This window comes from Actinomadura sp. GTD37, assembly GCF_041951365.1.
GTDB lineage: Bacteria > Actinomycetota > Actinomycetes > Streptosporangiales > Streptosporangiaceae > Spirillospora.
The window spans coordinates 223426-249713 of sequence record NZ_JBGNUS010000010.1 but is presented as its reverse complement, the minus strand read 5'-3'; the positions used below and the strand labels follow the sequence as shown (position 1 = coordinate 249713).

24 protein-coding genes and 1 rRNA gene are annotated in these 26288 nt (G+C 73.9%); 11 read left to right on the top strand and 14 right to left on the bottom strand.

Annotation, left to right across the window (positions count from 1 at the left end):
* Positions 1-78: ribosomal RNA gene (gene rrf / locus ACA511_RS35940) — 5S ribosomal RNA — on the top strand; the annotation flags it as partial.
* A gap of 48 nt (positions 79-126) precedes the next feature.
* On the opposite strand, the gene ACA511_RS35935 is transcribed toward rrf, so the two are convergent.
* Positions 127-999, bottom strand: coding sequence for a hypothetical protein (locus ACA511_RS35935; protein WP_375029177.1), 873 nt, complete (start codon positions 997-999; stop codon positions 127-129).
* Between the two features lie 82 nt (positions 1000-1081).
* Positions 1082-1432, bottom strand: a complete 351-nt coding sequence (locus ACA511_RS35930) for a peptidase inhibitor family I36 protein (protein WP_375029176.1) — start codon at positions 1430-1432, stop codon at positions 1082-1084.
* 526 nt (positions 1433-1958) lie between these two features.
* Here ACA511_RS35930 and ACA511_RS35925 point away from each other — a divergent pair.
* Entirely contained in the window at positions 1959-2159 is a 201-nt protein-coding gene (locus tag ACA511_RS35925; protein ID WP_375029175.1) for a hypothetical protein, read from the top strand.
* A gap of 5 nt (positions 2160-2164) precedes the next feature.
* Positions 2165-2374, top strand: coding sequence for a hypothetical protein (locus ACA511_RS35920; RefSeq protein WP_375029174.1), 210 nt, complete (start codon positions 2165-2167; stop codon positions 2372-2374).
* Positions 2375-2417: 43 nt separating this feature from the next.
* On the opposite strand, the gene ACA511_RS35915 is transcribed toward ACA511_RS35920, so the two are convergent.
* Complete coding sequence (locus ACA511_RS35915) at positions 2418-3032, bottom strand: TetR/AcrR family transcriptional regulator (protein WP_375029173.1); 615 nt, start codon at positions 3030-3032, stop codon at positions 2418-2420.
* 100 nt (positions 3033-3132) lie between these two features.
* Between ACA511_RS35915 and ACA511_RS35910 the strand changes: the two genes are divergently transcribed.
* From ACA511_RS35910 to ACA511_RS35890, 5 genes are all read left to right on the top strand, one after another.
* Entirely contained in the window at positions 3133-4866 is a 1734-nt protein-coding gene (locus ACA511_RS35910; protein WP_375029172.1) for an acyclic terpene utilization AtuA family protein, read from the top strand.
* Positions 4867-4922: 56 nt separating this feature from the next.
* Entirely contained in the window at positions 4923-6455 is a 1533-nt protein-coding gene (locus ACA511_RS35905) for an acyl-CoA carboxylase subunit beta (protein WP_375029182.1), read from the top strand.
* Positions 6456-6464: 9 nt separating this feature from the next.
* Positions 6465-8426: an acetyl/propionyl/methylcrotonyl-CoA carboxylase subunit alpha gene (locus ACA511_RS35900; RefSeq protein ID WP_375029171.1), complete on the top strand. Its 1962-nt coding sequence runs from the start codon at positions 6465-6467 to the stop codon at positions 8424-8426.
* Entirely contained in the window at positions 8423-9577 is a 1155-nt protein-coding gene (locus ACA511_RS35895) for an acyl-CoA dehydrogenase family protein (RefSeq protein ID WP_375029170.1), read from the top strand. The genes ACA511_RS35900 and ACA511_RS35895 overlap by 4 nt, the downstream gene beginning before the upstream one ends.
* Before the next feature lie 158 nt (positions 9578-9735).
* On the top strand, positions 9736-9936 hold the full coding sequence (locus ACA511_RS35890; RefSeq protein WP_375029169.1) for a hypothetical protein: 201 nt from the start codon (positions 9736-9738) through the stop codon (positions 9934-9936).
* 77 nt (positions 9937-10013) lie between these two features.
* Here the strand turns inward: ACA511_RS35890 and ACA511_RS35885 are convergent, their stop codons facing one another.
* From ACA511_RS35885 to ACA511_RS35870, 4 genes are all read right to left on the bottom strand, one after another.
* Positions 10014-10580, bottom strand: a complete 567-nt coding sequence (locus tag ACA511_RS35885) for an AAA family ATPase (RefSeq protein WP_375029168.1) — start codon at positions 10578-10580, stop codon at positions 10014-10016.
* Positions 10577-11635 (bottom strand): enolase C-terminal domain-like protein, encoded by a 1059-nt coding sequence (locus ACA511_RS35880; RefSeq protein WP_375029167.1) that lies wholly within the window; start codon positions 11633-11635, stop codon positions 10577-10579. Before ACA511_RS35880 ends, ACA511_RS35885 begins: the two co-directional genes overlap by 4 nt.
* 62 nt (positions 11636-11697) lie before the next feature.
* Positions 11698-13044 (bottom strand): LCP family protein, encoded by a 1347-nt coding sequence (locus ACA511_RS35875; RefSeq protein ID WP_375029166.1) that lies wholly within the window; start codon positions 13042-13044, stop codon positions 11698-11700.
* A gap of 317 nt (positions 13045-13361) precedes the next feature.
* Positions 13362-14798: a GuaB1 family IMP dehydrogenase-related protein gene (locus ACA511_RS35870; protein ID WP_375029165.1), complete on the bottom strand. Its 1437-nt coding sequence runs from the start codon at positions 14796-14798 to the stop codon at positions 13362-13364.
* Between the two features lie 737 nt (positions 14799-15535).
* Here ACA511_RS35870 and ACA511_RS35865 point away from each other — a divergent pair.
* Positions 15536-16450 (top strand): Lrp/AsnC family transcriptional regulator, encoded by a 915-nt coding sequence (locus tag ACA511_RS35865; protein WP_375029164.1) that lies wholly within the window; start codon positions 15536-15538, stop codon positions 16448-16450.
* A gap of 18 nt (positions 16451-16468) precedes the next feature.
* Here ACA511_RS35865 and ACA511_RS35860 read toward each other — a convergent pair whose 3' ends face one another.
* The 5 genes from ACA511_RS35860 to ACA511_RS35840 form a co-directional block, all read right to left on the bottom strand.
* Positions 16469-18061, bottom strand: coding sequence for a Na+/H+ antiporter (locus ACA511_RS35860; RefSeq protein WP_375029163.1), 1593 nt, complete (start codon positions 18059-18061; stop codon positions 16469-16471).
* 44 nt (positions 18062-18105) lie between these two features.
* Positions 18106-18978 carry a LysR family transcriptional regulator gene (locus ACA511_RS35855; protein WP_375029162.1) on the bottom strand — a complete coding sequence of 291 codons (873 nt, stop codon included), beginning with the start codon at positions 18976-18978 and terminating at the stop codon, positions 18106-18108.
* A gap of 112 nt (positions 18979-19090) precedes the next feature.
* Positions 19091-20665, bottom strand: a complete 1575-nt coding sequence (locus ACA511_RS35850; protein ID WP_375029161.1) for an MFS transporter — start codon at positions 20663-20665, stop codon at positions 19091-19093.
* Positions 20665-20928, bottom strand: coding sequence for a ubiquitin carboxyl-terminal hydrolase 14 (locus ACA511_RS35845; RefSeq protein WP_375029160.1), 264 nt, complete (start codon positions 20926-20928; stop codon positions 20665-20667). The genes ACA511_RS35850 and ACA511_RS35845 overlap by 1 nt, the downstream gene beginning before the upstream one ends.
* 32 nt (positions 20929-20960) lie before the next feature.
* The gene (locus ACA511_RS35840; protein WP_375029181.1) at positions 20961-21995 is read right to left on the bottom strand and encodes a GDP-mannose 4,6-dehydratase; all 1035 of its coding nucleotides are present in this window, start codon (positions 21993-21995) and stop codon (positions 20961-20963) included.
* A gap of 180 nt (positions 21996-22175) precedes the next feature.
* Between ACA511_RS35840 and folP the strand changes: the two genes are divergently transcribed.
* A complete protein-coding gene (gene folP / locus ACA511_RS35835; RefSeq protein ID WP_375029159.1) occupies positions 22176-23015 on the top strand; it encodes a dihydropteroate synthase in 840 nt (279 codons plus the stop codon).
* 22 nt (positions 23016-23037) lie between these two features.
* On the opposite strand, the gene ACA511_RS35830 is transcribed toward folP, so the two are convergent.
* Positions 23038-23595, bottom strand: a complete 558-nt coding sequence (locus ACA511_RS35830; protein WP_375029158.1) for a CGNR zinc finger domain-containing protein — start codon at positions 23593-23595, stop codon at positions 23038-23040.
* Positions 23596-23817: 222 nt separating this feature from the next.
* On the opposite strand from ACA511_RS35830, the gene ACA511_RS35825 reads away from it, so the two are divergent.
* On the top strand, positions 23818-25395 hold the full coding sequence (locus ACA511_RS35825; RefSeq protein ID WP_375029157.1) for a Na+/H+ antiporter: 1578 nt from the start codon (positions 23818-23820) through the stop codon (positions 25393-25395).
* Between the two features lie 27 nt (positions 25396-25422).
* Here ACA511_RS35825 and ACA511_RS35820 read toward each other — a convergent pair whose 3' ends face one another.
* Positions 25423-25995 (bottom strand): hypothetical protein, encoded by a 573-nt coding sequence (locus tag ACA511_RS35820; RefSeq protein ID WP_375029156.1) that lies wholly within the window; start codon positions 25993-25995, stop codon positions 25423-25425.
* Positions 25996-26288: the final 293 nt, after the last annotated feature.

The following is a 26288-nucleotide window of genomic DNA, read 5'->3' as shown; positions in this document are numbered from 1 at the left end:
CCGAACCCGGAAGTTAAGCCCTTCAGCGCCGATGGTACTGCATGGGAGACTGTGTGGGAGAGTAGGACACCGCCGGACTCATATTGCAGGAAGGGCCCCGCCGACACGGCGGGGCCCTTTCTCATTTCATTTGTCCGTACGGATGAGTGCTTTGGTCGCGTTCCGGAGGCGGGCATCGAGCGCCTTGCGTTCGCGATCGAGTTCCGGCCGGTGGCGGGCGATGGCGCGTTCCTGGTACGCGGCCTCGGCGCCGGCCCAGACGTCGATGAGACGGGACTGGTGCTTGCACCGCACGTCCGCCACGGCCGTCTCTGTTTCGAGCTGATCGGCGTCGTGCTTGCGGGCGTCACGGAAGCGCCGGTCGCGATTGGCGTCCATCGGAGTCGCGTAGGAATGGCCGGCGCGTTTCATGCAGGTGCTCCACCGTGCGAACGCGGCGCGGACGCGGGTGTCCTGTTCGGACGCCTCAAGGGACGCGAACGCGAGCCGGTCGGCGAGCGTCCCGCCGGGCTGGACGCCCGCGTTCAGTCTCCGGTCGGCCTCGCCCACGCAGCCCTCGGCCGGCACCCGGCGGCCGCGGACCGTGGCGGGGCCGTCCCCCCAGGCGACCTGCCTCACCTGCTGAGGCAGCTCGGGCCGCGGCGGCCGCTTACTGATCTCCGGCGTGCTGTAGCCGAGCTTCTTCGCCCGGACCTCGTCGGCGAGGCCGTAGCGGCGCGCGTTCTGCGCGAACGGCGGCGGCGCCGGGTCCGCGATGTCGGCCGCGAGGCCGAAACGCCGGAGACACGCCATGACCAGCGTCTTCTCGGCGCGCTGGACCGATCTTCGCTGTGCGGGCGTCGGCCGGTAGGCGTCCAGCGGCAGGACCAGGGCGGCGACGTCGGCGATGTGGACGATCCGGGCGGGGGGCTCATCGCGGTGGGGCGGGGCGGCGCACCCGGCGAGGACGAGCGGGGCGAGCGGGACGAGCAGCGCGGCCGTCACCCGTGCGTTGTCCATGTTCTTCACCGTCTGCCTCTTCCCGTATACCTCCGGCGGGTCCGGGCGGCGCGGGGTTCCACGCCCGGACCCTCTCATCGGGTCAGGCCGCGTCGAAGGAACCGAGATGGTCGTTGATGCCCGGGTTCAGGTTCCCGTCCGTCTCGTCCTCCAGCTCCTGGGACTGGCCGGTGAAGTTGGGCTCGCTGTAGACGATCTCGTTCCACACGGTGTTGAGGTTGCGCCAGGAACTGGCCGTGGTCTGCACGTCGTGGCCGTTGGGGAAGCGCTGGCCGCCGAAGTTCTGGACGTTGTTGTCGTAGCACTGGCTGGACCCCTGCTGACCGGGGTCCTCCCAGAAGCAGCTCGTCGCCTGGGCCGGAGGAACCGCCGTCAGTCCGGCCGCCGCGCAGACCGCGGTCGCGGTCACGAGCCGCCACGTTCGTTGGAACATGTGCTGGTCTCCCGTCATCGAGAGGCGCCGCCTCGACGCCTCTTCGTAAGCGTTCGACCGCAGAATGTCACCAATCATGCTCGCTCGGTGGCAGGTGAGGCGTCGTCTGTCCTCGGCGGCAGGCGTTTCTGCCGGTGACGGCCGGACAGGTCGGCTCCCCATGCTGCCCGTATGGAGATCGACCGGACCGATCCAGCGCCACGCGGGCCTTGCGGGGTCCGCGGCCACGGCAAGGACGGCCATGACGGCGGAGCGGACGGTCGCGCGCAGGTCGGCGTCCGGTCCGGCGGCGGCGACGCCGATCAGCTCGACTGGCACTGGCGGAACCGGCTCCGGTCACGCCTGGATGGGCTGACCGGCGAGGAGTACTTCTGGGAGCCCGCCGCTGGGCGGCTGGAGCGTCCGGCCGCGCGGCGGCGCCCGATGCCCGCCGGGGCGGGGAGTGCGTCATCGACTCCGAGCACCCCGAACCGGACCCGGCGCCGGTGGCCACGAGCGCCTGGCGGCTGGGGCACATCATCGTCGGGTGCTCGGGACGCGGGTCGCCGGACACTTCGGCGGGCCGCCCGCCGCCCACCGGACCTTCCGGTACGCGGGGTCGGCGGACGAGGCTCTCGCCCGGCTCGACGCGGGGTACGCGGCCTGGACGGACGATGTCAGCTGCCTCGACGATCTCGCCCGGCCCAGCGGTCTGGCGGAGGCGCCCTCCGAGGACCTTTCGCGGTAGCCGCCGTGCCTCTGGAGGCAGGCGTCGGCCACACGGCCGTGGAGCTCGGTGCAGAACAGCTTGACCCGCGCCGCCGCCGGGTCGAGCTTGCGGCGCTCGTGCCGGGCCAGGCCGCCGCGCTCGTCCTGCACATCAATCGCGAGGTCGTCCACCCCGGCGCCGAGATCGCGCTGACCGCGACCTCCATCCGCACGCTACGGGGTACCTCCCCCTGACCGGTCGGTCAGCAGAGGAGGCGGGGCGGACGCGGGACCGGGCTCAGCGGGCCTCGGTGAGGGCCGTGTCGAGAGTGGCGGCCCACTGGCGCAGGAGGCGGGTGCGGCGGGCCGAGTCGTCGGTGAGGAGGTCGGCGAGGCCCAGGCCGCGGACGAGGTCGAGGGTCGCCTGGACGGTCTCCCGTACGCCGGGGACGCCCTCGTCCGCGCCGAGCGCCTCGACGGTGAGCCGGTGCGCCTCGCGTCCCACGCGGGCTTCGAGGGGCAGCACCTGTGCGCGGAGCTGCTCGTCCGAACTGGCCGCGACCCAGAGTTGCAGCGCGGCGCGGAACAGCGGGCTCGTGTACATCTCGCCGAGCAGGTTCACGACGTCCAGGGTGGACGGGCGGCGGCCGGCGAGCACGTCGAGGCGTTCGCGCATCTGGGCCATCCGCACCTCGGAGCCGTACTCGACGGCCGCGGTCACCAGCTCCTCCCGCGTCCGGAAGTGGTGCTGGGCGGCGCCCCGCGAGACGCCCGCGCGCTCGGCGACCACGGCCACGGTCGTCCCCGCCCAGCCGACGGACGCGAGGCAGCCGACGGCGGCCTCCAGGAGCCGCTGCCGGGTGGCGCGGCTGCGGTCCTGCTGCGGTTCGCGGGGGACTGCCTGGGCGGTCATGGGTTCCTTGGTCGACGGGGACTCCAGTCAACCAAATGATCCGGGGAAGAAACAATCATGCGCGATTGATTTTTTCGGGCCGGGCTGGCAGGGTTCAGCCATGAGCCAACCGCTGCGGGTCGGCAACGCCTCGGGCTTCTACGGCGACCGCTTCTCCGCGGTGCGGGAGATGCTGGAGGGCGGGCCGCTCGACGTCCTCACCGGCGACTACCTCGCCGAGCTCACGATGCTGATCCTGGGCCGCGGCCGGATGAGGGACCCGGACGCCGGATATGCCGCCACGTTCCTGCGGCAGATGGAGGAGTCGCTCAGGCTCGCCGTGGAGCACGGCACCGCGATCGTCGCCAACGCCGGCGGGCTCAACCCGCGCGGGCTGGCGGACCGGCTGCGCGAGCTGGCGTCCCGGCTCGGCATCGACGTCCGGGTCGCCCATGTGGAGGGCGACGACCTGCTGGCGCGGGCCGGGGAGCTCGGCCTCGCGGACTCGCGCCGCGGAGCGCCGCTCACGGCCAACGCCTACCTGGGCGGCTGGGGGATCGCGGAGTGCCTGCGCGCCGGCGCCGACGTGGTGGTGACCGGCCGCGTCACCGACGCCTCGCTGGTGGCGGGCCCGGCCGCCGCGCACTTCGGCTGGGCGCGGGACGACTGGGACGCGCTGGCCGGCGCGACGGTCGCCGGGCACGTCCTGGAGTGCGGGGCGCAGGCCACCGGCGGCAACTACGCCTTCTTCGAAGAAATCTACAACGTAAAGGCACCGGGCTTCCCGATCGCCGAGATCCGCGCCGACGGCTCCAGCGTGATCACCAAGCACGACGGGACGGGCGGCGCCGTGACGACCGAGACGGTCACGGCGCAGCTCCTGTACGAGATCGGCGGGCCGTGCTACGCCGGGCCCGACGTGACGACCCGCTTCGACACGATCGAGCTGGCGCAGGACGGGCCCGACCGGGTGCGGATCAGCGGTGTTCGCGGGACGCCGCCGCCCGCGACGACCAAGGTCTGCCTGAACCACCTCGGCGGGCACCGGAACGAGATGACGTTCGTCCTCACCGGGCTCGGGATCGAGGCCAAGGCCGAGTCGGTCAAGGCGCGGCTGGCGGACGCGTTCGGCGCCGCCCCGCCCGCGCGCGTCGAGTGGACGCTCCTCGGCGCGGCCGGGCCCGATCCGGCGACGCAGGGCGAGGCCACCGCGCTGCTGCGCTGCGCCGTCCTCGACCCGGACCCGGACAAGGTCGGCCGCGCCTTCAGCGGCGCGGCGGTGGAACTGGCCCTCGCCGGCTACCCGGGCTTCACCATGACGTCCCCGCCCGGCAAGGGCGGCCCGTACGGGGTGTACACGCCGGCGTTCGTCGCCAACGAGGCCGTGGAGCACATCGCGGTGACGGCTGACGGGGTCCGCGTCCCCATCGCGCCCGCGCCCGTGACGGCTCCGCTTCCCGCCGACGGCGAGACGGCCGAAGAAGCGGCCCCCGCCCAGCCCACGCCCGCCCAGCCCCCGCCCGGTCGGAGCCGAGTGCCCCTCGGACGCGTGGCCGGGGCGCGCAGCGGCGACAAGGGCGGGGACGCCAACATCGGCGTCTGGGCCCGGACGGACGCCCAGTGGCGATGGCTGGAGCCGTTCCTCACCGTCGAGCGGTTCCGGGAACTGCTGCCCGAGACCCGGGAGCACACCGTCCGGCGCCATGTCATGCCCAACCTCCGCGCGGTCAACTTCGTCGTCGAAGGACTGCTGCAGGAGGGCGTATCGGCCTCGACCCGGTTCGACCCGCAGGGCAAGGCCCTCGGGGAGTGGCTGCGGTCCCGCCTCGTCGACATCCCGGAGGCAGTCCTGTGACCTTCAAGAGCACGCTGGACGTGCGGAGCCCCGAGTACCGGGAGCGCCGCGCCGCCATGCTGGAGAAGCTGGCGGCGCTGGACGCCGAGCACGCGAAGGCCCTGGCGGGCGGCGGCGAGAAGTACGTCGCGCGGCACCACGAGCGCGGGAAGATGCTCGCGCGGGAGCGCATCGAGCTGCTGCTCGACCCCGACTCGCCGTTCCTGGAGCTGAGCCCCCTCGCCGCGTGGGGCAGCGACTTCCCGGTCGGCGCCAGCGTCGTCACCGGCATCGGAGTCGTCGAGGGCGTCGAGTGCGTGATCGTCGCGAACGACCCGACGGTGCGGGGCGGGTCGAGCAACCCGTGGACGGTGAAGAAGAGCTTCCGGGCGTCCGACATCGCGCTGGAGAACCGGCTGCCGGTCATCAACCTGGTCGAGTCGGGCGGCGCGGACCTGCCGACGCAGAAGGAGATCTTCATCCCGGGCGGGCGGATGTTCCGCGACCTCACCCGGCTGTCGGCGGCCGGGATCCCGACGATCGCGCTGGTGTTCGGCAACTCCACCGCAGGCGGTGCCTACATCCCCGGCATGTGCGACCACGTGGTCATGGTCAAGGAGCGCGCGAAGGTGTTCCTCGGGGGCCCGCCGCTGGTGAAGATGGCGACGGGCGAGGAGGCCGACGACGAGGAGCTCGGCGGCGCGGAGATGCACGCCCGCACGTCCGGGCTCGCCGACTACATGGCGGCGGACGAGGCGGACGCGCTCCGCCTGGGACGCCAGATCGTCCGGAACCTCAACCACCGCAGGCTCGGCCCGCCGCCCGGCCCCGCCGAGGAGCCGCTGTACGACGCGGAGGAGCTGGCCGGGATCGTCCCCGCGGACCTCAAGACCCCGTTCGACCCGCGCGAGGTCGTCGCCCGGATCGCGGACGGGTCGCGGTTCGAGGAGTTCAAGCCGCTCTACGGGACGAGCCTCGTCACCGGCTGGACGCGCGTCCACGGCTACCCGATCGGGGTGCTGGCCAACGCGCAGGGAGTCCTGTTCGGCGACGAGGCGCAGAAGGCGGCGCAGTTCATCCAGCTCGCCAACCAGCGCGACATCCCGCTGCTGTTCCTGCACAACACGACCGGCTACATGGTCGGCAAGGAGTACGAGCAGGCCGGGATCATCAAGCACGGCGCGCTGATGATCAACGCGGTGGCGAACAGCCGGGTGCCGCACATCACGATCGTGATGGGCGCCTCGTACGGGGCGGGGAACTACGGCATGTGCGGCCGGGCCTACGATCCCCGGTTCCTGTTCGCCTGGCCGTCCGCGAAGTCGGCGGTGATGGGGCCGCAGCAGCTCGCGGGCGTCCTGTCGATCGTGGCGCGGCAGGCGGCCGAGGCGCGCGGGCAGGCCTACGACGAGGACCAGGACCGCGCCATGCGGGAGATGGTCGAGGCCCAGATCGAGGCCGAGTCCCTGCCGTTCTTCCTGTCGGGGCGCCTCTACGACGACGGCGTCATCGACCCGCGCGACACCCGCACCGTCCTCGGCCTGTGCCTGTCCGCCGTCCACAACGCGCCCGTGCGCGGAGCCGACGGCTTCGGCGTCTTCCGGATGTGAGAAACGCGAATGATCAACAGAGTGCTGGTCGCCAACCGCGGCGAGATCGCCCGCCGCGTCCTGCGGGCCTGCCGGGACCTCGGCATCGGGACGGTCGCCGTCTGCTCCGACCCTGACGCGGACGCGCCGCACGTCCGGGAGGCGGACGTGGCGGGGCGGCTGCCCGGCGCCGCCCCGGCCGACACCTACCTGTCGGCGGAGCGGCTCCTCGCGGTGGCGAGGAGCGCCGGCGCCGACGCCGTCCACCCCGGCTACGGGTTCCTGTCGGAGAACGCGGGCTTCGCGCGCGCCGTCCTCGACGCGGGCCTGACCTGGATCGGGCCGCCGCCGGACGCGATCGCCGCGATGGGCTCCAAGATCGAGGCGAAGAAGCTGATGGCCGCCGCGGACGTCCCCGTGCTGCCCGAGCTCGACCCGGCCCGGGTCGCGGCCGCCGACTTCCCGCTGCTGGTGAAGGCGTCCGCGGGCGGCGGCGGGCGCGGCATGCGGATCGTCCGGTCGGCGGGCGGGCTCCAGGACGCCGTCGCGGGGGCGCGCCGCGAGGCGGAGTCGGCGTTCGGCGACCCGGCCGTCTTCTGCGAGCCGCTGCTGGAGAACGCCCGGCACATCGAGGTGCAGGTCCTCGCCGACGCGCACGGCGCCGTCTGGACGCTCGGCGAACGCGAATGCTCGATCCAGCGCCGCCACCAGAAGATCGTGGAGGAGGCCCCGTCGCCGGCGGTCGCTCCCGGCCTGCGCGCCGAGCTGTGCGAGGCGGCGGCGAACGCGGCCCGCGCCATCGGCTACACCGGCGCCGGGACGGTCGAGTTCATGCTCGCCCCGGACGGCCGCTTCTACTTCCTGGAGGTCAACACCCGCCTGCAGGTCGAGCACCCGGTCACCGAATGCGTGTACGGGGTCGACCTCGTCCGGCTGCAGATCGAGATCGCCGAGGGCGCCCGCCTGCCCGAGGCCGTGCCGGAGCCGCGCGGACACGCCATCGAGGTCCGCCTGTACGCGGAGGACCCCGCGCACGACTGGCGTCCCGCCAGCGGCACCCTGCGGACCTTCGAGGTGCCGGGCGTGGACGCCGAGTTCGCCGTCCCCGCGGCGTACGGGCTGCGGCTCGACAGCGGCGTGGAGAGCGGCGCCGAGGTCGGCGTCCACTACGACCCGATGCTCGCCAAGGTGATCGCGTGGGCGCCGACCCGCGCCGCCGCCGCCCGCAGGCTCGCCGCCGGGCTGCGCGGCGCCCGCGTCCACGGCCTCACCACCAACCGGGACCTGCTCGTCCGGATCCTGGAGGAACCGGCCTTCCTGGACGGCGACACCGACACCGGCTACCTCGACCGCGTCGGCCTCGGCGCCCTGGCGGCGCCCCTGGCGGACGAGGCGGCCGCGAAGGTGTCCGCGCTGGCCGCCGCGCTCGCCCAGGCCGCCGCCGAGCGGGCGGCGGCGCCGGTGCTCGGCGGGCTGCCGTCCGGATGGCGCAACCTCCGGTCCCAGCCGCAGCGCAGGACGTTCGAGGGCCCGCACGGGACGATCGACGTCGACTACCGGCTGCACCGGGGCGGACTGACCTCCGGCCTGTGCCCCGGCACGTCGCTGATCGCCGCGGCGCCCGGACGGGTCGTCCTCGACCATGACGGCCTCCGTGAGACCTTCGCCGTGGCCGTCGAGGGGGACGCGGTGCACGTCGACTCCCGTCTCGGCCCGGTGGCGCTCAGGGCCGTCCCGCGCTTCGCCGACCCGAGCGGCCAGATCGCTCCGGGCTCCCTCCTCGCCCCCATGCCCGGGACCGTCGTCCGCGTCGGGACCGAGCCGGGCGCGGACGTCGCCGAAGGGCAGACCCTCGTCGTCCTGGAGGCGATGAAGATGGAGCACCGCATCGCCGCCCCGTCCGCCGGGACGGTCGCCGAACTGAACGTCGCCGCCGGACAGCAGGTCGAGTCGGGCGCCGTCCTCGCCGTCATCGAAGGGACCCCCGGATGAGCTTCGTCGAGACCGAGGAGCGGCGGGCGCTGCGCGCCGCCGTCGCCGACCTGGGCGCCGCGTACGGCGCCTCGTACTACGTGGAGAGGGCCAAGACCGGGCGGAAGACCGGCGAGCTGTGGGCCGAGGCGGGGCGGCTCGGCTACCTCGGCGTCAACGTGCCCGAGGAGTACGGCGGCGGGGGCGGCGGCATCGGCGACCTCGCCGCCGTGTGCGAGGAGCTGGCCGCCGCCGGCTGCCCGCTGCTGATGATGGTCGTGTCCCCGGCGATCTGCGCGACGATCATCGCCCGCTCCGGCACCGCGGCGCAGCAGGAGCACTGGCTGCCGCGCTTCGCGGACGGCTCGGTCAAGATGGCGTTCGCGATCACCGAGCCGGACGCGGGCTCCAACTCGCACCGCATCACCACGACGGCGCGCAAGGACGGCGACGGCTGGGTGCTGAACGGGCAGAAGACGTTCATCTCGGGCGTGGACGAGTCGGACGCCGTCCTGTTCGTCTCCCGCACCGAGGACCAGAAGGGCAATCTGCGGCCGTCGCTGTTCATCGTCCCGACCGCCGCGCAGGGCTTCACCTTCACGCCCATCGACATGGAGATCGTGTCGCCGGAGAAGCAGTTCGTCTGCCACCTCGACGACGTCCGGCTGCCCTACGACGCGCTCGTCGGCGACGAGGACGGCGGCCTGCTGCAACTGTTCGCCGGCCTCAACCCCGAGCGGATCATGGCGTCGGCCATGGGCGCCGGGATCGGCCGGCTCGCCCTCGGCAAGGCGGTCGCCTACGCGGGGGACCGGCAGGTGTTCACGACGCCGATCGGCGCGCACCAGGGCCTCGCGCACCCGCTCGCCGCCGCCAAGATCGAGCTGGAGCTGGCGCGGCTGATGGGGCAGAAGGCCGCCTGGCTGTACGACGAGGGCGACGACACGGGCGCGGGCGAGGCCGCGAACATGGCCAAGTACGCGACCGCCGAGGCCGCGATCCACTGCGTCGACCAGGCCATCCAGACCCACGGCGGCAACGGCCTCACGACCGAGTACGGCGTCGGGATGCTCGCCGGCGTCGTCCGGCTGATGCGCATCGCCCCGGTCAGCCGCGAGATGATCCTCAACTTCGTCGCGCAGCACACCCTGGGCCTGCCCAAGTCCTACTGAGCCGCCCGCCGCTCCGGCCCCGCCCGATCCGCCCGCCCGCTCCGGTGCGGAAGGATCGCCCGATCGCTTACATTACTTAGAGTAGTCGTTTAGTTACTTGCAGTATTCACTTGGGCAGAACCGCGGAGGAAGCAATCGGAACGGCGAAAGGAACGATCGTGAGCAGGTTTCTCTCGGTTCTCGCCCTGACGGCCGGCGCGACGCTGGCCGGGTTCGTCGGCGTCGCCTCCACGGCGTCGGCGGCCACCACCGCGCCGGCGACGGTGCAGGCCTCCGCCACGCAGCACTGCGGATGCGGCTGCTGCGGCCACCACGACGACGATGACAACACCAACGTCAACGTGAACATCAACCACTGATCCAGGCGCCGGACGGCGCCCGCAAGCGGGCACGTCCGGCCACCACTGGCGGAGGTCCGCGCGGCCTCCGCCAGTGTTCACGCCGGAAGGCCGTCCAGCTGGGCTTCGAGCGGCACCGGGGCGGCGAGGCGGTTGTCCACGGCCAGGTGCGGCACCGGCGGCGGCTCCTCCGGGCGCATCCGCGCCGTGAACGCCTCGAACTCGGCCAGCTTGGCCGTGTCGCGCGGCGAGCCGCGCGCCTCCAGCCGGGCCCGCAGCGTCCGCGCGTCCGACCGGATCCAGACCAGCCGGACGGGCGGCCCGCCCAGCTCGCCGGTCCACTCGGCCCAGCGGGCCGCGTCCCGGATCTGCCCGGTGAACGGCCCGCTCAGCAGCACCGGGCACCCGTGCGACCGGATCTCCCGGGCCGTGGCGGTCATCCCCGCGTACTCGTGCCGCTTGACGTGCTCGTCGTACCAGGGGCCCTCGCGCTCGCCCGCGTCGCGGGAGGACGCCGCGAGCGTCGCCGCCACGAACGGCCCGTACATCGTGTCCTTGTCCAGCAGCGCGGGGACGGGCCGCAGCCGCCGCAGCAGCAGGCCGGCCACGGTGGTCTTGCCGCAGCCGGGCGGGCCCGCCACCACCCACACCGGGGCGGGCGTCACGTCGTCAGGCGCATGCGGCGGGTCGCCAGCCGCTCGATGCGCGCCTCGTCGATCTCGTGGCCGAGGCCCGGCTGGGTGAGCGGGACGCCGACGACGCCGCCGGACGAGCGGACGGGCGGCGTCACGAACACCGGCCCGCCCGCGGGGTCGGACACGTCGCTCGGCAGCGTGCAGCCCGGCAGCGCCGCGAGCGCCACCGCGGCCGCCTGCCCGATCCCGAACGCGCCCGTCCCGCTGCACCACACGTCCCAGCCCGCCGCGTACGCGAGGTCGTGGGCGCTGCGCGCCGCGGTCAGCCCGCCGAGCCGGTCCAGCCGCAGATGCAGCGCGCGGCCCGCGTCCAGCGACAGGGCGGCGTCCAGGGTCTCCAGGTCGCCGACGGCGGGCGCGACGGCGGTGCCCACCCGCAGCTGGAGCCGGGCGTGCGCGGCGAGGTCCCCGGCCGGGAACGGCCGCTCGACCGCCGCCAGGCCGTAGGCGTCCAGCGCCTCCAGGACCGCCAGATGCTCGGAGGACTCGGTGTAGGCGTGCCCCGCGTCGGCGACCAGGGCCAGCGCCGGGTACGCCTGCCTGACCGCCCGGACGGGCTCGACGTCCCAGCCGGGGCGGACGTCCAGGGTGACACGCGTGTGGCCCGCTCCAACGGCCTTGTTGACCCGGGCGCTGATCGTGTCCAGCGCCGGTTCGGGAGTGATCCGCGCGCCCGTCACGATGGACGTGCGGGTCCCGCCGAGCGCGTGCGCGAGCGGCAGGCCCCGCGTCCGGCACCACAGGTCCCAGCAGGCCGTGTCGACCGCCGCGGCGGCCTCGCTGGCGCCGAGGTCGGCGGCGGCGGACACGTCCTCGGGCCGGTCCCAGTCGAGCCCGATGAGGGCGGGGGCCATCCGCGTCTCCAGGTCCGCCCACGCCGCGCCGGGGCCCGCCGTCCCGCCCGGCACGGCCATCTCGCCCCAGCCGACCGCGCCGCCGCCGGTGAGCCGGACGAGCACGCTCTCCGGTCTCCGGCCGCGCGGCATCGCCACGTGGAAGGCGTCGCAGCCTTGGATCAGAGGCACCCGCACCCGCCCTTTCGCAGAGGTCGTCTCCCTCTATGATCCACCCGGCCGGGCGTGCCCGGTCACGGGCAGCTGGCCTCCAGCGACACCGGCTTGGTGTCGGGCTTGGGCGGCGCCGACCCGTCCGGCGCGTCGGGGGACCGGCTCGGCGTCGCGCTCGGCGAGGCGCTCGTGCCGCTCGGGGAGGCGCTCACCGCGTGCGGGGCGCTGTTGACGGCCTCGGACGCCAGCTTGCGGATCAGCTTGAAGTCGGGGTTCCCGGTGTAGATCAGCGGCGGCACGAACTGCAGGCTCCTGATCTCCGCGCCGTCCTTCACCTCGTTGGACAGCTTCACCAGCGCGGGCAGCAGCTCCTGCGGGATGTCGGTGGCCAGCGTCCGCTTGGCGGCTGCGGCGAGCTTGTCGAAGCTGGTGAGGACGGTCTGCGGGTCGGCCTGCTCGGCGATCGCGCGCATCAGGCACTTCTGCCGGCCCATCCGGACGTAGTCGCTGCTGTTGGTGCGCGACCGCCCGTACCAGAGGGCCTCCTTGCCGTTCAGCTTCCGGTAGCCGGGCTGCAGGACGGCGCCCTCCAGCCCGTACGGGATCGGCTCGGTGACCTTCATCCTGACGCCGCCCATGGCGTCGACGATGTCGGCGAAGCCGAACATGTCGACCAGGATGTAGTAGTCGACGCGCAGCCCGAGGACGCCGGCGATTGTGGCCTTCAGCAGTTCGGGGCCGCGGTGGTTCTTCGGCACGCCGGGCACCACGTCCGGGTGCTGCTCGGCGTACTCGTACACCTCGTTCAGCAGGCCCGGGTTCAGCGGGCCGTCGCCGGTGAAGCCGTAGGGGAACCGGTCGCGCGCCGGGCCCGGCGGCATCGGGAAGCTCTCCAGGTTGCGGGGCAGGCTCAGCAGCACCGTGTCGCCGGTCTCGGTGTCCACGCTGGCGAGCGTCATGCTGTCGGTGCGCACGCCGGTGCGGTCGGAGGCGGCGTCGCCGCCGAGGAGCAGGATGTTGACGCGGGCCTGCCCGTTGAACGGGTCGTCGGTGTCGACGTGCTTGCCGTTCTCGCTGCCGGTGCGGAAGATGCTGGTCAGCGCGTCGCGGTAGACGTAGGTGCTGTGCGCCGACCACGCCACCGGGACGCCGACCGCGAAGCACATCACCGCGACGGAGGCGGCGCCGAGCGCGTGGGCGCTGATCGACATCCGCATCGGCCGCAGGATCTGGTACGAGCGGATCACGACGAGGACCCACAGCGCGCCGAGCGCGATCAGCGCCCCGGACAGGCGCTGCAGCACGTCCGGCTGGACGGCGAGGTGCAGCAGGTCGGACCGGTACACGGTGGCGGCCGCCGCCACCGCGGCGGCGATCGCGGCGTACAGGGCGAGCAGCAGGGAGCCGGCGATCCGGCGGCCGGTCACGAAGTGGGCGACGCCCCAGACGAGGGCGGACGCGAGGGTGAGCGCGAGCGCGCGAGGGAGACCTCTCGCCCCGCGGGAGGAACCGTCCCCGTCCCTCTCACGGGCATGCCGACTCGACGACCGACCCATGTACGCTCCGATTCCCACCCACGGTGATTTAAGCCCCGGCTCACATTATGGACGCGCGGAACCGGGCAAAGGTTGCGTGGGAGTCGACCGCATGCGAGCGGGTGATGCCGCCGGGACATCTGTTGCCAGGATAGGGAATCGGGGCCCCGTTTGGGGAGCCCGCGTGATCGAAAACCGCCCGGCGGGCTTTACCAGCTCGTGGACAGCGGCATTCCCTCGGCGAACCCCGACGGGTTCTGGATCCCGACCGTCGCCCGCTCGTGGAACTCCTCCAGCGTGCGGGCGCCCGCGTAGGTGCACGAGCTGCGCAGCCCCGCCACGATCTGGTCGATCAGGTCCTCCACGCCGGGGCGCCGGGGGTCCAGGAACATCCGGGACGTGGAGATGCCCTCCTCGAACAGCGCCTTGCGGGCGCGGTCGAACGGGGAGTCCTCGGCGGTGCGCAGCCGCACCGCCCGCGCGGACGCCATCCCGAAGCTCTCCTTGTAGAGCCGCCCGTCGGCGGCGCGCTGCAGGTCGCCCGGCGACTCGTAGGTGCCGGCGAACCAGGACCCGACCATCACGTTCGCGGCGCCGGCCGCGAGCGCCAGGGCCACATCGCGCGGGTGGCGGACGCCGCCGTCGGCCCACACGTGCCGGCCGAGCCGGCGCGCCTCGGCGGCGCACTCCAGGACGGCGGAGAACTGCGGGCGCCCCACCCCGGTCATCATCCGGGTCGTGCACATCGCGCCGGGGCCCACGCCGACCTTGACGATGTCGGCGCCCGCCTCGATCAGCTCGCGGGTGCCCTCGGCGGTCACCACGTTGCCCGCCACCACCGGGACGGCCGGGTCCAGGCCGCGGACGGCGGCCAGCGCGCCGAGCATCTTGTCCTGGTGGCCGTGCGCGGTGTCGACGACGAGCAGGTCGGCGCCCGCCTCCAGCAGCGCCTCGGCCTTGCCGGCCACGTCGCCGTTCACGCCGACCGCGGCGGCGATCCGCAGCCGGCCCGCGCCGTCGACGGCGGGCTGGTACAGGGTGGCGCGGAGCGCGCCGGTGCGGGTGAGGACGCCGGTGAGCCGACCCGCGGCGTCGACGACGGGGGCGAGCCGGTGGCCGCGCCCGTGCAGCCGGTCGAACGCCTCCCGCGGATCGACGCCGTCCGGCAGGGTCACCAGGTCGCGGGACATGATGTCGCGGAGCTGCGCGAACCGGTCGACGCCCTGGCAGTCGGCCTCGGTGACCACGCCCACCGGACGGTCGTCCTCGACGACGATCACGGCGTTGTGCGCGCGCTTCGGCAGCAGGGCGAGGGCGTCCCCGGCGGTGCTCCCCGGGTCCAGCCGGATCGGGGTGTCCACGATCAGGTCGCGTCCCTTGACCCAGCCGATGACCTCGGCGACGACGTCGGCCGGGATGTCCTGCGGGAGGACCGCGAGCGCGCCGCGCCGGGCGGCGGTCTCGGCCATCCGGCGGCCGGACACCGCCGTCATGTTGGCGACCACGAGCGGGATCGTCGTCCCGCTGCCGTCCGCGGTCGACAGGTCGACCTCCAGGCGCGACCCGACCGAGGAGCGGCGGGGGACCATGAAGACGTCGTTGTAGGTGAGGTCGTGAGCGGAACGCTCACCGTTCAGCAGGTGCACGGCTGTACAACACACCAATCGCGGATCCGGAGTGGCTGGGCCACCGTACATTGTCGGCCATACCCGGCGATGCTCCGGACAAGCCCTCCCGGAAAGGCCGCCGCGGGGCCGTACCCAGGGGTGATGACTGTGTGTCCCGCCGGTGCGACCGGCCGGTCAGCGGAGATGTTCACCCCCTCTTCCAGGCATAACGAAAGTGAACCGCCTGACCCGGTCGAAAACGGTGCAACGTAGGGCTTGGCTCTCTGTAAAGTTACCTCTTGACGTAACTGCGCCCACGATGCACTTTTTTTACATGTGTCTCACGCGGACGGCGGACCCGCCGTAAGGGGCGTGACAGCAGAACACCGGGAGAAGCGCATGCAGGTCACGCACTTGAGCCCGGTCAGCCATGCCCGGCGTCCGCGCCGCACGCCGCCCCGGCGGCGCGGTGCGGGCCCCGCCGCGGGGGCGGGCGCCCGTCCGGGCGCCCGCCGGAGTGACCGGCGCCACCCCGCCCGCCCGCCGCCGGGCGCGGCCCCGCCGTGCGCGCCGGTCCGGGTGCGGCAGCGTTGCGCTGCCGCGGCGGTTTTCGCGGCGTCGGAAACGGCGCCGTGCCGAACCGGTCGCCGACGCTTCGACGGCCGACGCGCAGGGCGAACACGGGCAAGATCAATATTTGACGTCATACCGTCCTGAAATGGAATGATCTTGCAGTTGCCGACAAACCGATTCATCAGATGTCGAGGAGGAGAGCCGTGCTGGATGCGGTCGACGCCGTGCTCGTCCGCGAGCTCCAGCGGGATGGCAGGGCGACGTTCCAGGCGCTCGCCGACCGGGTCGGGCTTTCCCGCACGGCCGTGCGGGCACGAGTGCAGCACCTTCTCGAAACGCAGGTCGTCCGCGTCGTCGGCATCGTGCACGCCGCCGTGGTCGGCGCGGAGGCGATCGGGCACGTCTCGGTCACCGTGGACGGCTCCGCCCGGGAGGTGGCCGCGGCCGTCGCCGAGCGGTCCGCCGTCAGCTTCACCGCGCTGACCGCCGGCCCGTACGACCTGGTCGCGCAGGTGCGCACCCGCGACGACGCCGCGCTCGCGGCCGAGGTGGACCACATCCGGTCCGTCCCCGGCGTGCGCGCGGCGGAGGTGTTCCGGTCGGTGTCCACCGTGCGCGACACGCACGCGGTGGTGCGCGAGCTCGGCGAGGTCAGCCTCGACGACATCGACTGGCGGCTCCTGCACGAGCTGCAGCGGGACGGGCGCGCCCCCTACACCCGGCTCGCGCACGTCATCGGCCTGTCGCAGGCCGCGACCCGGGCCCGGGTCGTCCGGCTCATGCGCACCGGCGTCATCCAGGTCACCGGGCTGGCCGACCCGCTCGCCCTCGGCGCCGCCGAGCTCGGCGGGTTCGGCCTGGTCGTGACCGGCGCCCTGCAGAAGGTCGCGGAGGCGGTCGCCGCCCAGGACGGCGTCCGCTACCTGGCGACCGGCTTCGGCCGCTACGACATCGTCGGGCAGGCCGAGGCGGCGTCCCGCGCCGAGCTGGTGGCGGTGCTCGACGCCATCCGGTCCGTGCCCGGCGCGACGGTACTGGAGTCCTGGCACCACCTGGACGTGGTGAAGGAGTCCTACGCCGTCGAGCTGCCCGAGCATCCGCTCAACGGGTCGGACTGACCGGCCCCGGCGCCGCCGCTAGTCGCGTTCGAGCGCGACTTCCTCCAGGTCCAGCTCGTGCATGACGCGGGTCAGGACCTCATCGTCGATGCGCCGCTCGTCCCGCATGCGGACGAACACCCGCCGCTCGGCGAGCAGCATCTCCCGGCGCAGCCGCCGGTACGTCGCGGTCGGCACCTCCTCGCCCTCCGGGCCCGTCCCGCCGCCGAGCCGCTCCCACGCGCGCAGCTGCCGGTGCTCGGCGAGCCGGCGGAGCCGCTCCACCACCGCCTCGTCCAGCGGCTCCCCGGCGTTCAGCTCCTCCAGCCGGTCGAGGGCCGCCCGCGCCGCCGCGTGCTGGGCGCCGGCCTCCGCGACGGTGTCGGTGTAGCGCTCCCGCTCGCCGCCGATGCGCAGCAGGCGGATCAGCGCCGGGAACGTCAGCCCCTGCACCAGCAGCGTCGCGAGGACGGTCGTGAACGTCAGGAACAGGATCAGGTCGCGGCCGGGGAACGGGCCGCCCGCCGCGGTGAACGGGATCGCGGACGCCGCGGCGAGCGACACCACCCCGCGCATGCCCGCCCACGACACCACGGTCAGGCCGCGCCAGCCGGGGTCCTCTTCCGCCCGGCCCCGCCGCGACAGCAGCCGGGGGAGCTGCGCGGCGGGGAACACCCACGCGAAGCGCGCGGCGACCGTGACCGCGAAGATCGCGACGGACCACCAGGCCAGCTGCTGCCAGCTGCGGTCCGACAGGCCGTGCACGACGGGCGGCAGCTGCAGGCCGATGAGCAGGAAGACCACCGACTCCAGCAGGAAGACCATGACCTTCCAGAACGAGTGCCCGATCAGCCGGGTCACCGCCGCCGACTCGGTGGCCCGGTGGCCGAGGTACAGGCCGCTGACGACCACGGCGATCACCCCGGAGGCGTGCACGGTCTCGGCGATCAGGTAGGCGGCGAACGGCGCCACGAGCGCGACGCCGTTCTCCACGAGCGGGTCGCGCAGCCGCGTCCGCAGCCAGTGCAGCGGCGGGCCGAGCAGCAGCCCGACCGCCGCCCCGACGGCCGCGGCGAACAGGAACCTCCCCACGCCCTCCAGGAGCGTGAACCCGGCCCCGGTGGCCGCGATGAGCGCCACCCGGAACGCCGTCAGCGCCGTCGCGTCGTTGAACAGGCTCTCGCCGACCAGCACCGTCACCGTCCGGCGCGGCAGGCCGAGGCGCTGCGCGACGCTCACCGCCGCGACCGCGTCCGGCGGCGCCACGATCGCGCCGAGCACGAACGCCGCCGACAGCGGCAGGCCGGGGACGAGCAGGTGCGCCGCGAAGCCCACCGCGAACGTGGTGAACAGCACCAGTCCCACCGACAGCAGCCCGATCGACCAGACGTTGTCGCGCAGGTTGCTGAAGGAGCTCTGCCAGGCCGCCGCGAACAGCAGCGGCGGCAGGAACACGTACAGGACGAACTCCGGGTCGAGCTCGAACTCGGGGACCCCCGGGACGAACGAGAAGCCGAGCCCGGCGATCACCAGGAGCAGGGGCGCCGGCAGCCCGATGCGCCGTGCCCCCGCGGCCACCATCAGGGCCGCCACCGGGACGGCCAGCAGCCAGAGTGCGTGCGTCGTCTCCACCCGCCAGATCATGACATGACCCGCGCCGCCCGGCGGGCGGGGCCTCAGTGCGGCTCGCGCCCCGCGTCCTTGGCGAAGGCCAGGAAGTCGCGGGCGGCGGGCGGCAGCCGGCGGTGCGCGTGGACGAGCCCGATCATGCGGGTGATCGGCGGCATGAACGAGCGGACCGTCACGCCCTCGGTGTCCTCGATCTGGTTGCGGTACCACAGCAGGGAGCCCATCCCGGCGCGGACGCAGCCGAGCCACGCGCCCCGCTCGTCGGACTCGACCGCGGCGACCGGGGTCGCGCCGACGCGGCGCAGCACCGCGTCGATCTCGGCGCGGCGGGCGGTGCCGCGCGCGGGCAGGACGAGCCGCATGCCGTCCAGCGCGGCGGGCGGCACCGGCTCGCGGACCCGCAGCGCGGGCGGCGAGATCAGCACCACCTCGCGCTGCTCGAACGGGTGCGCGGACATGTCGCCGGGGACGGGCAGGTCGGTGAGCGCGAGGTCGGCGCGGCCCGTGCGCAGCGCCGCCGCGACCCGGTCGCGGTCGTCGCAGCGGATCACCCGGACCCGGACGGCCGGCTGGTGGCGGGCGAAGCGCGGGACGAGCCGGCCGGTCAGCTCCGGCTCCAGCGACGCGGTGACGGCGATGCGCAGCTCCGCGCCGCGCCCGTTGGCGCGGGCGACCGACATCCCCTCGATCGCCCCGACGGCGTCGAGCGCGATGCGGGCCTGCCGGACGACCTGCTCGCCGGCGGGGGTGAGGGCGACGCCGCGGCCGGAGCGGGCGAACAGTTCGACGCCGAGTTCGCGCTCCAGCTCGCGGACGGCCCGCGACAGCGCGGGCTGGGCGACGTAGAGGGCCTGGGCCGCCGACGTCATCGTGCCGTGGTCGGCGGTCGCCACGACATAGCGCAGCTGCCGCAGATTCATGTGCCGACCGTATGCCACCGAATCGCTGCGGTCCTGGAATAGCCGGATTCGGCCCCGAGGAATCAGCCCGGCGGGCGCGCCGGCGGCGGCGCGGGCCGCTCCCGTGCGCCGGTCAGCCGCGGCCGCCCGGCGGCGGCGCGCTCCCGGCCGGCCCGGCGGACGGGACGGTCTCCGGCTCCGGCTGCAGCGGCGGGGCGCCCACGGCGCAGTGGCTCCTGCACTCCGGCTCCACCATTCCGCCGGCCGGCGTGCGCAGCGCGTCGTCGCGGACGGTGAGGAAGCTCAGCACGGCCCCGGCGGCGAGCAGCGCGGCGCAGGTCGCCATGGAGATCCAGAACCCGTGGGAGAACTTCGCCGGATCGTCGAAGGCGTCGCCGGTCAGCCCGGCCAGCGGCGGGATCGCCGCCACCGCCAGCAGCCCGGCGGCCCGCGCCACCGCGTTGTTGACGCCGCTGGCCACGCCCGCGTGCCGGACGTCGGCGGTCGCGAGGACGGTGGCGGTGAGCGGCGCGACCACCGCCGACAGCCCGAGCCCGAACACCACCACGGCGGGCAGGACGTCGCGGACGTAGGAGGCGCCCTCCCCGAGCCTCCCGACGAGGAGCATCCCGCAGGCGGCCACGACCAGCCCCACCGTCATCGGGAGTCGCGGTCCGATCTTCTGCGCGAGAGCGCCCGCGCGCGCCGAGAGCAGCAGCATCAGCACGGTCACCGGCAGCAGCGCCGTCCCCGCCGCGATCGGCGAGAACCCGGACACGACCTGGAGGTTGACGACGACCAGGAAGAACATCACGCCCATCCCGGCGTACATGACGAACGTGACGACGTTGACGGCGGAGAACTGCCGCGAGGCGAACACGCCCAGCGGCAGCATCGGCTGCGGGGCCCCGCGTCCCGGCCGCGCCCCCGGCAGCCGCCGGCCCCTGCCGCGCGCCCGTTCCAGCAGCACGAACGCGACGGCCGCCGCCAGGCCGAGGACGGCGGCGGTGCCGAGCACCGGCGGCGCGGCGCCCCCGCCCGGCGCCTCGGTGAGCGCGTACGTCGTCCCGGCCAGCGCGAGCGCCGCCAGCACCGCGCCGAGGACGTCGAAGCGCCCGTGCGCGTCCGGGTCGACGCTCTCGGGGACGTGCCGCAGCGTCACCAGCACCACGACGACGCTGAGCGGGACGTTCAGCAGGAACACCCACCGCCAGCCGGCCGCCTCGACCAGCCAGCCGCCCGCGAACGGGCCGATCGCCGCCGCGACGCCGCCGAAGCCCGACCAGGCGCCGACAGCGCGGGGCCGGTCGTCGGGGGCGAACGACGCCTGGATGATCGCCAGCGATCCCGGGGTGAGCAGCGCCCCGCCGACGCCCTGCAGCGCCCGCGACACGATCAGCGTCTCGATGTTCGGCGCCACGCCGCACAGCACGGACGCGGCCGCGAACCACACCACGCCGATGAGGAAGACCCGGCGCCGCCCGAACCGGTCGCCCAGCGACCCGCCGAGCAGGATGAACCCCGCCAGGGTCAGCGTGTAGGCGTTCACCGTCCACTGCAGCCCGGCGATGTCGGCGTGGAGGTCGCGGGCCAGCGCCGGGAGCGCCACGTTCACGACCGTGGAGTCGAGCAGCGCTATGCCCGACCCCAGCACGGTCGCGAGCAGGATCCAGCGCCCGGGCCCGCTGCGGAGCGGGAGGTCCGGCATCAGACGATCAGTTCATCGACGAAGCACCAGCGCCAGTCCTCGCCCGGCTCGAACGAGCGGACGATCGGGTGCCCCTCCTTCCGATGGTGCGCGGTGGCGTGCCGCATGGGGGAGGAGTCGCAGCAGCCCACGTGCCCGCAGCTGAGGCACAGCCGCAAGTGGACCCAGCGGGTGCCCTCCTCCAGGCACTCCTGGCATCCCTGCGGAGTGTTCGGTGACGGGTCCACCGCCGGGACCGACTGCACGTGCTCACAAGTGCCCATATCTGCATCGTGCCACGCGAACGGTCAGCGGATCACCAATGGTCCGGGCTGAACGGCTCGTCCTCGGGGCGCGCGGACTCCGACAGCAGCCGCATGTCCGACTCGACCATCATCGTCACCAGGCCCTCGAAGGTGATCCCGGGTTCCCAGCCGAGCTGCTCGCGGGCCTTCTTCGGGTCCGCGCACAGCAGGTCGACCTCGGCGGGCCGCGTGTACTTGGCGTCCAGGACGACGTGGTCCTCCCAGTTCAGGCCGGCCGTGCGGAACGCGAACTCCACCAGTTCCCGCACCGACTGGGTTTGGCCCGTTCCGATGACGTAGTCCTCCGGGGCGTCCTGGGCCAGCATCAGCCGCATCGCGCGGGCGTAGTCGCCCGCGTAGCCCCAGTCGCGCCGCGCCTCCAGGTTGCCGAGGCGGAGCTCGGTGGCCAGGCCCAGCTTGATGCGCGCCGCGCCCAGCGACACCTTCCGCGTCACGAACTCGGCGCCGCGGCGGGGCGACTCGTGGTTGAACAGGATCCCGCTGACCGCGAACATCCCGTAGGACTCGCGGTAGTTCTGCGTGATGTAGTGCCCGTAGCTCTTCGCGACGCCGTACGGGCTGCGCGGGTGGAACGGGGTCCGCTCGTTCTGCGGCGTCTCCCGGACCATGCCGAACATCTCCGACGACGACGCCTGGTAGAAGCGGATCTGCTCGCGCTGCGGGGTGCGGGACGGGCTGATGCCCGACACCACGCGGATCGCCTCCAGCATCCGCAGCACGCCCATGCCGGTGACCTCGGCGGTGAGCTCGGCCTGCTGCCACGACATCGGCACGTAGGAGATCGCGCCCAGGTTGTAGACCTCGTCGGGCTGGACCCGCTCCACCGCCGAGATCAGGCTGCCCTGATCCAGCAGGTCGCCGGTCGTGATCTGCACGTCGCCGATGTGCTTGCGCAGCCGCGACACATGGGGGTTCGCCTGCCCCCGCACCAGGCCCCAGACCTCGTATCCCAGCTCAAGCAGATGCTCGGCCAGATACGAGCCGTCCTGTCCGGTGATGCCGGTGATGAGTGCTCGCCTGGACAGCGGATCCTCCATGGCTGAAATAAAGTCCGATGTGGGGCCCACCACGGGCGGAACCCGTAACGAGCGTGATTTATGAGATTACCGACCATCGCGGGGCGATGACGAGGGAGGGCTCCGTTTGAACCGAATTCGCTTCTGGTTAGCCCGCCGGGACGCCCCTGTGCCACGGTGAGAGCCATCATGAGCTCTCCGGACGCGCCGCCGCTGCGGCTGAACGGGCGCGAGATCGGCCCGCACGCGATCATGGCCGTGGTGAACCGCACGCCCGACTCGTTCTTCGACCGGGGCGCGACCTACGGCTTCGACGCGGCCCTGGACGCCGTCGGCCGGGCCGTCGCGGACGGCGCCGACATCGTCGACATCGGCGGCGTGAAGGCCGGGCCCGGCGCCGACGTCGGCGTCGCCGAGGAGCTGCGCCGCGTGGTGGACCTCGTCGCCGCCGTCCGCGACCGGCACCCCCGCGTCGTGATCAGCGTCGACACCTGGCGCGCGGAGGTCGGCGAGGCCGTCGCCCGCGCGGGCGCGGACCTGCTGAACGACACCTGGGGCGGGCCCGACCCGCGGCTCGCCGAGGTCGCCGCCGCGCACGGCATCGGGCTGGTCTGCGCGCACGCCGGCCCGCTCGGCCCCCGCACCCGCCCGCACCGCGTCGGCTACGGCGACGTGGTCGCGGACGTCATCGGGCACGTGACGGCCGAGGCGGACCGCGCGGTCGCGCTCGGGGTGCGGCGCGACGCGATCCTCATCGACCCCGCCCACGACTTCGGGAAGAACACCCGCCACTCGCTGGAGATCACCCGGCGGCTCGGCGAGATGACCGCCACCGGATGGCCGGTACTGGTCGCGGTGTCCAACAAGGACTTCATCGGCGAGGCGCTCGGCCGCCCCGTCGAAGGGCGCGGCGTCGGCACCATGGCGGTGCTCGGGGTGTCCGCCCTGCTCGGCGCCCGCGTGTTCCGCGTCCACGACGTCCCCGCCGCCCGTCGCGCCCTGGCCGCCGTGACGGCCCTCGGCGCCTGAGCGCAGGGCCCCCGGCGGCGGGCTAGTGCGCGGCTTCGCGCTGCCGGGCCCGGTAGGCGGCGACGTGCATGCGGTTGCCGCAGGTGCGGCTGTCGCAGTAGCGGCGGCACCGGTTGCGCGACAGGTCGACCAGGACGCGGGAGCAGTCCGGCGCCTCGCAGGTGCGCAGCCGGTCCAGCTCGCCCGCCGCCACGACGTACGCCAGCGCCATGCCGCAGTCGGCTGCCAGGTGCTCGCCGAGCGGCGCGCCGGGCGCGAAGAAGTGCACGTGCCAGTCGTAGCCGTCGTGGTCGGTCAGGTGCGGGGTGGTGCGGACCTCGCCGACGATCTCGTTGATCCGCCGGACGGCGGCCGGGACGTCGCCGGCGCGGAACACCGCGTGGAACCGCTCGCGCAGGTCCAGCACGCGGACCAGGTCGGCCTCGGTCAGCTCGCCCACGTCGCTGAAGGCGTTGCGCTCCACGAGGGCGCGCAGGCCGGGCAGCCCGCCGAGCTCTTCGGCGCCGGACGTCGCCGCGCCGGTGTTGATCAGGTCGACGACGACGGCGAGCGCGTGCTCGGTGTCATGAGTGAAGATCACGATGACTCCAGTCTCGGGGGACCGGGGCGGTCGTGCTCCCGGCTCCGTCGCCGGGGCCGGATCGCGGCCCGTGCCTCCACCTTATGACGCGGATCGCGGCCGCCGATGCCCGCCCCGCCGGACGCGCCGGCGCGTCCGGCGGCCCCGCCGCGGCCGGAACGTTCCACCCGCCGGGCCCGCCGGGAAGGCGTATCCGGCCGCGTTCCGGAGAAGATCACGACGGTGGGGGAGGACCGGCTGTTCATCGTCTTCCTGGCCGTCGCGATCGTGGTGCTGCTGGCGCGCGCGCTGGCCGGGCGGCTGCGCATGCCGGACACGATCCTGCTCGTCGTGCTCGGCATGGCCGCCGGGTTCGTGCCGGCGCTGCCCGCCGTCGTCGTCCCGCCCGAGCTGGTGCTGCTCGGCTTCCTGCCGCCGCTGCTGTACAACGCGGCGTTCTTCACCGCGCCGCGGGAGGCCCGCGCCGACGCCGCGCCGATCTTCACGCTGGCGTTCGGGCTCACCACCGTCACGACGGTCGCCGTCGCGGCGGCCGTCCACGCGCTGCTGCCGGACGTCGGGTGGGCCGCCGCGCTGGCGTTCGGCGCGGCGGTGTCCCCGACCGACGCGGTGGCCGCGACGGCGGTGCTGCAGCGGCTCGGCGCGCCGCCGCGGCTGGTCACGATCCTGGAGGGCGAGAGCCTGATCAACGACGGCGCCGCGCTGACGATCTTCATGCTCGCGGTGGAGGCCCTCGGCACGGACTTCACGGTCGGGCACGGCGCCGCGCGGGTGGCCCAGATCGTCCTCGGCGGCGTGGCCTACGGGCTGGTCGTGAGCATCGCCGTCCGCCGGCTCCGGCGCTGGATCACCGACCCGGTCAGCCAGATCATCGTGTCGCTCGCCACGCCGTACGTCGCGTTCATCCCCGCGGAGCACCTCGGGGCGTCGGGAGTGCTGGCCACCGTCACGGCGGGGTTCTGGATCGGCACGCGCGGGGAGGGCTTCCTGCAGCCGGCGTCCCGGCTCGCCGGCACGACGTTCTGGCGGATCCTGATCTTCCTGCTGGAGTCGGCGCTGTTCGTGCTGCTCGGGCTGGAGATCCGGGAGATCCTGCGCGGGCCGGGCGGGCAGAGCTGGGGGCTGGTGGCGGTGACGGCCCTCGCCGTGTCGGCGACCGTCCTCGGGGTCCGGCTGGTCTGGCAGTTCGCCAACGGGCCGCTGGCCCGGCTGGTGCCCGGCGGCCGGCGCGTCCAGGCGGGGCTCGGCCGGCGGCAGCGCCTCGTGATCGGCCTCGGCGGCCTGCGCGGCGCGATCTCGCTGGCCATCGCCCTGTCGCTGCCCGCCGCCGTGGGGGACCGGCGCGGGCTGCTCGTCCTCGTCACCGCGCTCGTCGTGCTGGTCACGCTCGTCGGGCAGGCGCCGCTGCTGCCGCTGCTGCTGCGCCGCCTCGGGCTGGTCGAGCCGGAGCGGCGCCGCGCCGAGGCGATGCTCGCGCGCAAGGCGGGGCTGCAGGCCGCGCTGGCCCGGCTGGAGGAGCTGGCCGAGGACGAGGAGGTCGACGAGCGGACCGCCGAGGCGTTCCGGCAGATGCTGGAGCTGCGGCTGGACCGCGTCCGCTACTTCCTCGGCGCCGGGCGGGAGGCCGAGGGCGCGGCCCCGCCGGGCAGCGGACGGGTGCGCGCCGAACTCGTCAGGGCCCAGCGCGCGAAACTGACCGCCCTCTACGGCAAGGGGAGGATCGGCGCGCAGACGCTCCGCGAGATCAGCCGGGAACTCGACTTCGAGGACCCCTTCGGCGTCCGGAGGCCGCCGTCCTAGCCGGCCGGCCGGTCACGGCGGGCGCGGTCAGCGCTCGTAGTGCGGGTCGGCGACGACCGGGTAGTAGGCGTCGGTGTGCTGGACCCGCATCGTGACGGACGTCCCGTCCAGCGTGTAGTCGGCTTTCACCTGGCGGAACATCGAGTCGCTCGCCCACGGGTTGTAGAGCCGGCCCACGGTGGCGCCGTAGCGCAGGTGGACGACGTCGTAGCCGCCGGACGGCATCGACTCCAGGGTCAGGCCGTCGGCCAGGGAGACGGCGAACCGGAACTCCGAGGGGGCGTCGGGTCCGTGGATCACGGTGAGCAGCCGCACCCCGCCGGCCGTGGTCTGCGCCACGATGTCGGTGTCGACGTCGACGCCGACGAACACGCGCAGGCTGGGACGCAGCACCTGCGCGACCGTGTCGGCGGCGGTGGCGTCGATGCCGAGGTGGATCCGCTGCCCGTCCCTGGTCGGCACCCACACGCCGTCACGGGCCCGCTGCCCCCACGCGACGTCGGGGTTCTCCATCTCCTGGGGCTCGTTCTTGCCCCGCGCGACGAGAATCCTGGAGGCGGCGCTCATCGCCGCGGCAGCCCCGTCCCGTGCATGCCTCATGACGGGCCCCCTCGCCTTCTTTCATCACTCGCGACTTCGCGCTCGTCCTGGATTTACCACGGGTGCGGGCGACGGGGCGTCCCACTGCCCTGCCGCTGGTCGATAAGTGACGTTCGCCCCGTGCGTCGTTGGACCTTACACCACGCTTATCAGCGCCGGTCGGACCGGGCGGGGAACCTTCGCGCGGCCGTTCCCGGCCGCTCCCGCCAGGGGTGACGGTGCGCGCCCGGACCCTCACGCAGCGGGCCGCCGGACGGTCCCGCGGCCCGCTGCGTGAGGGTCCGGGCGCGCAC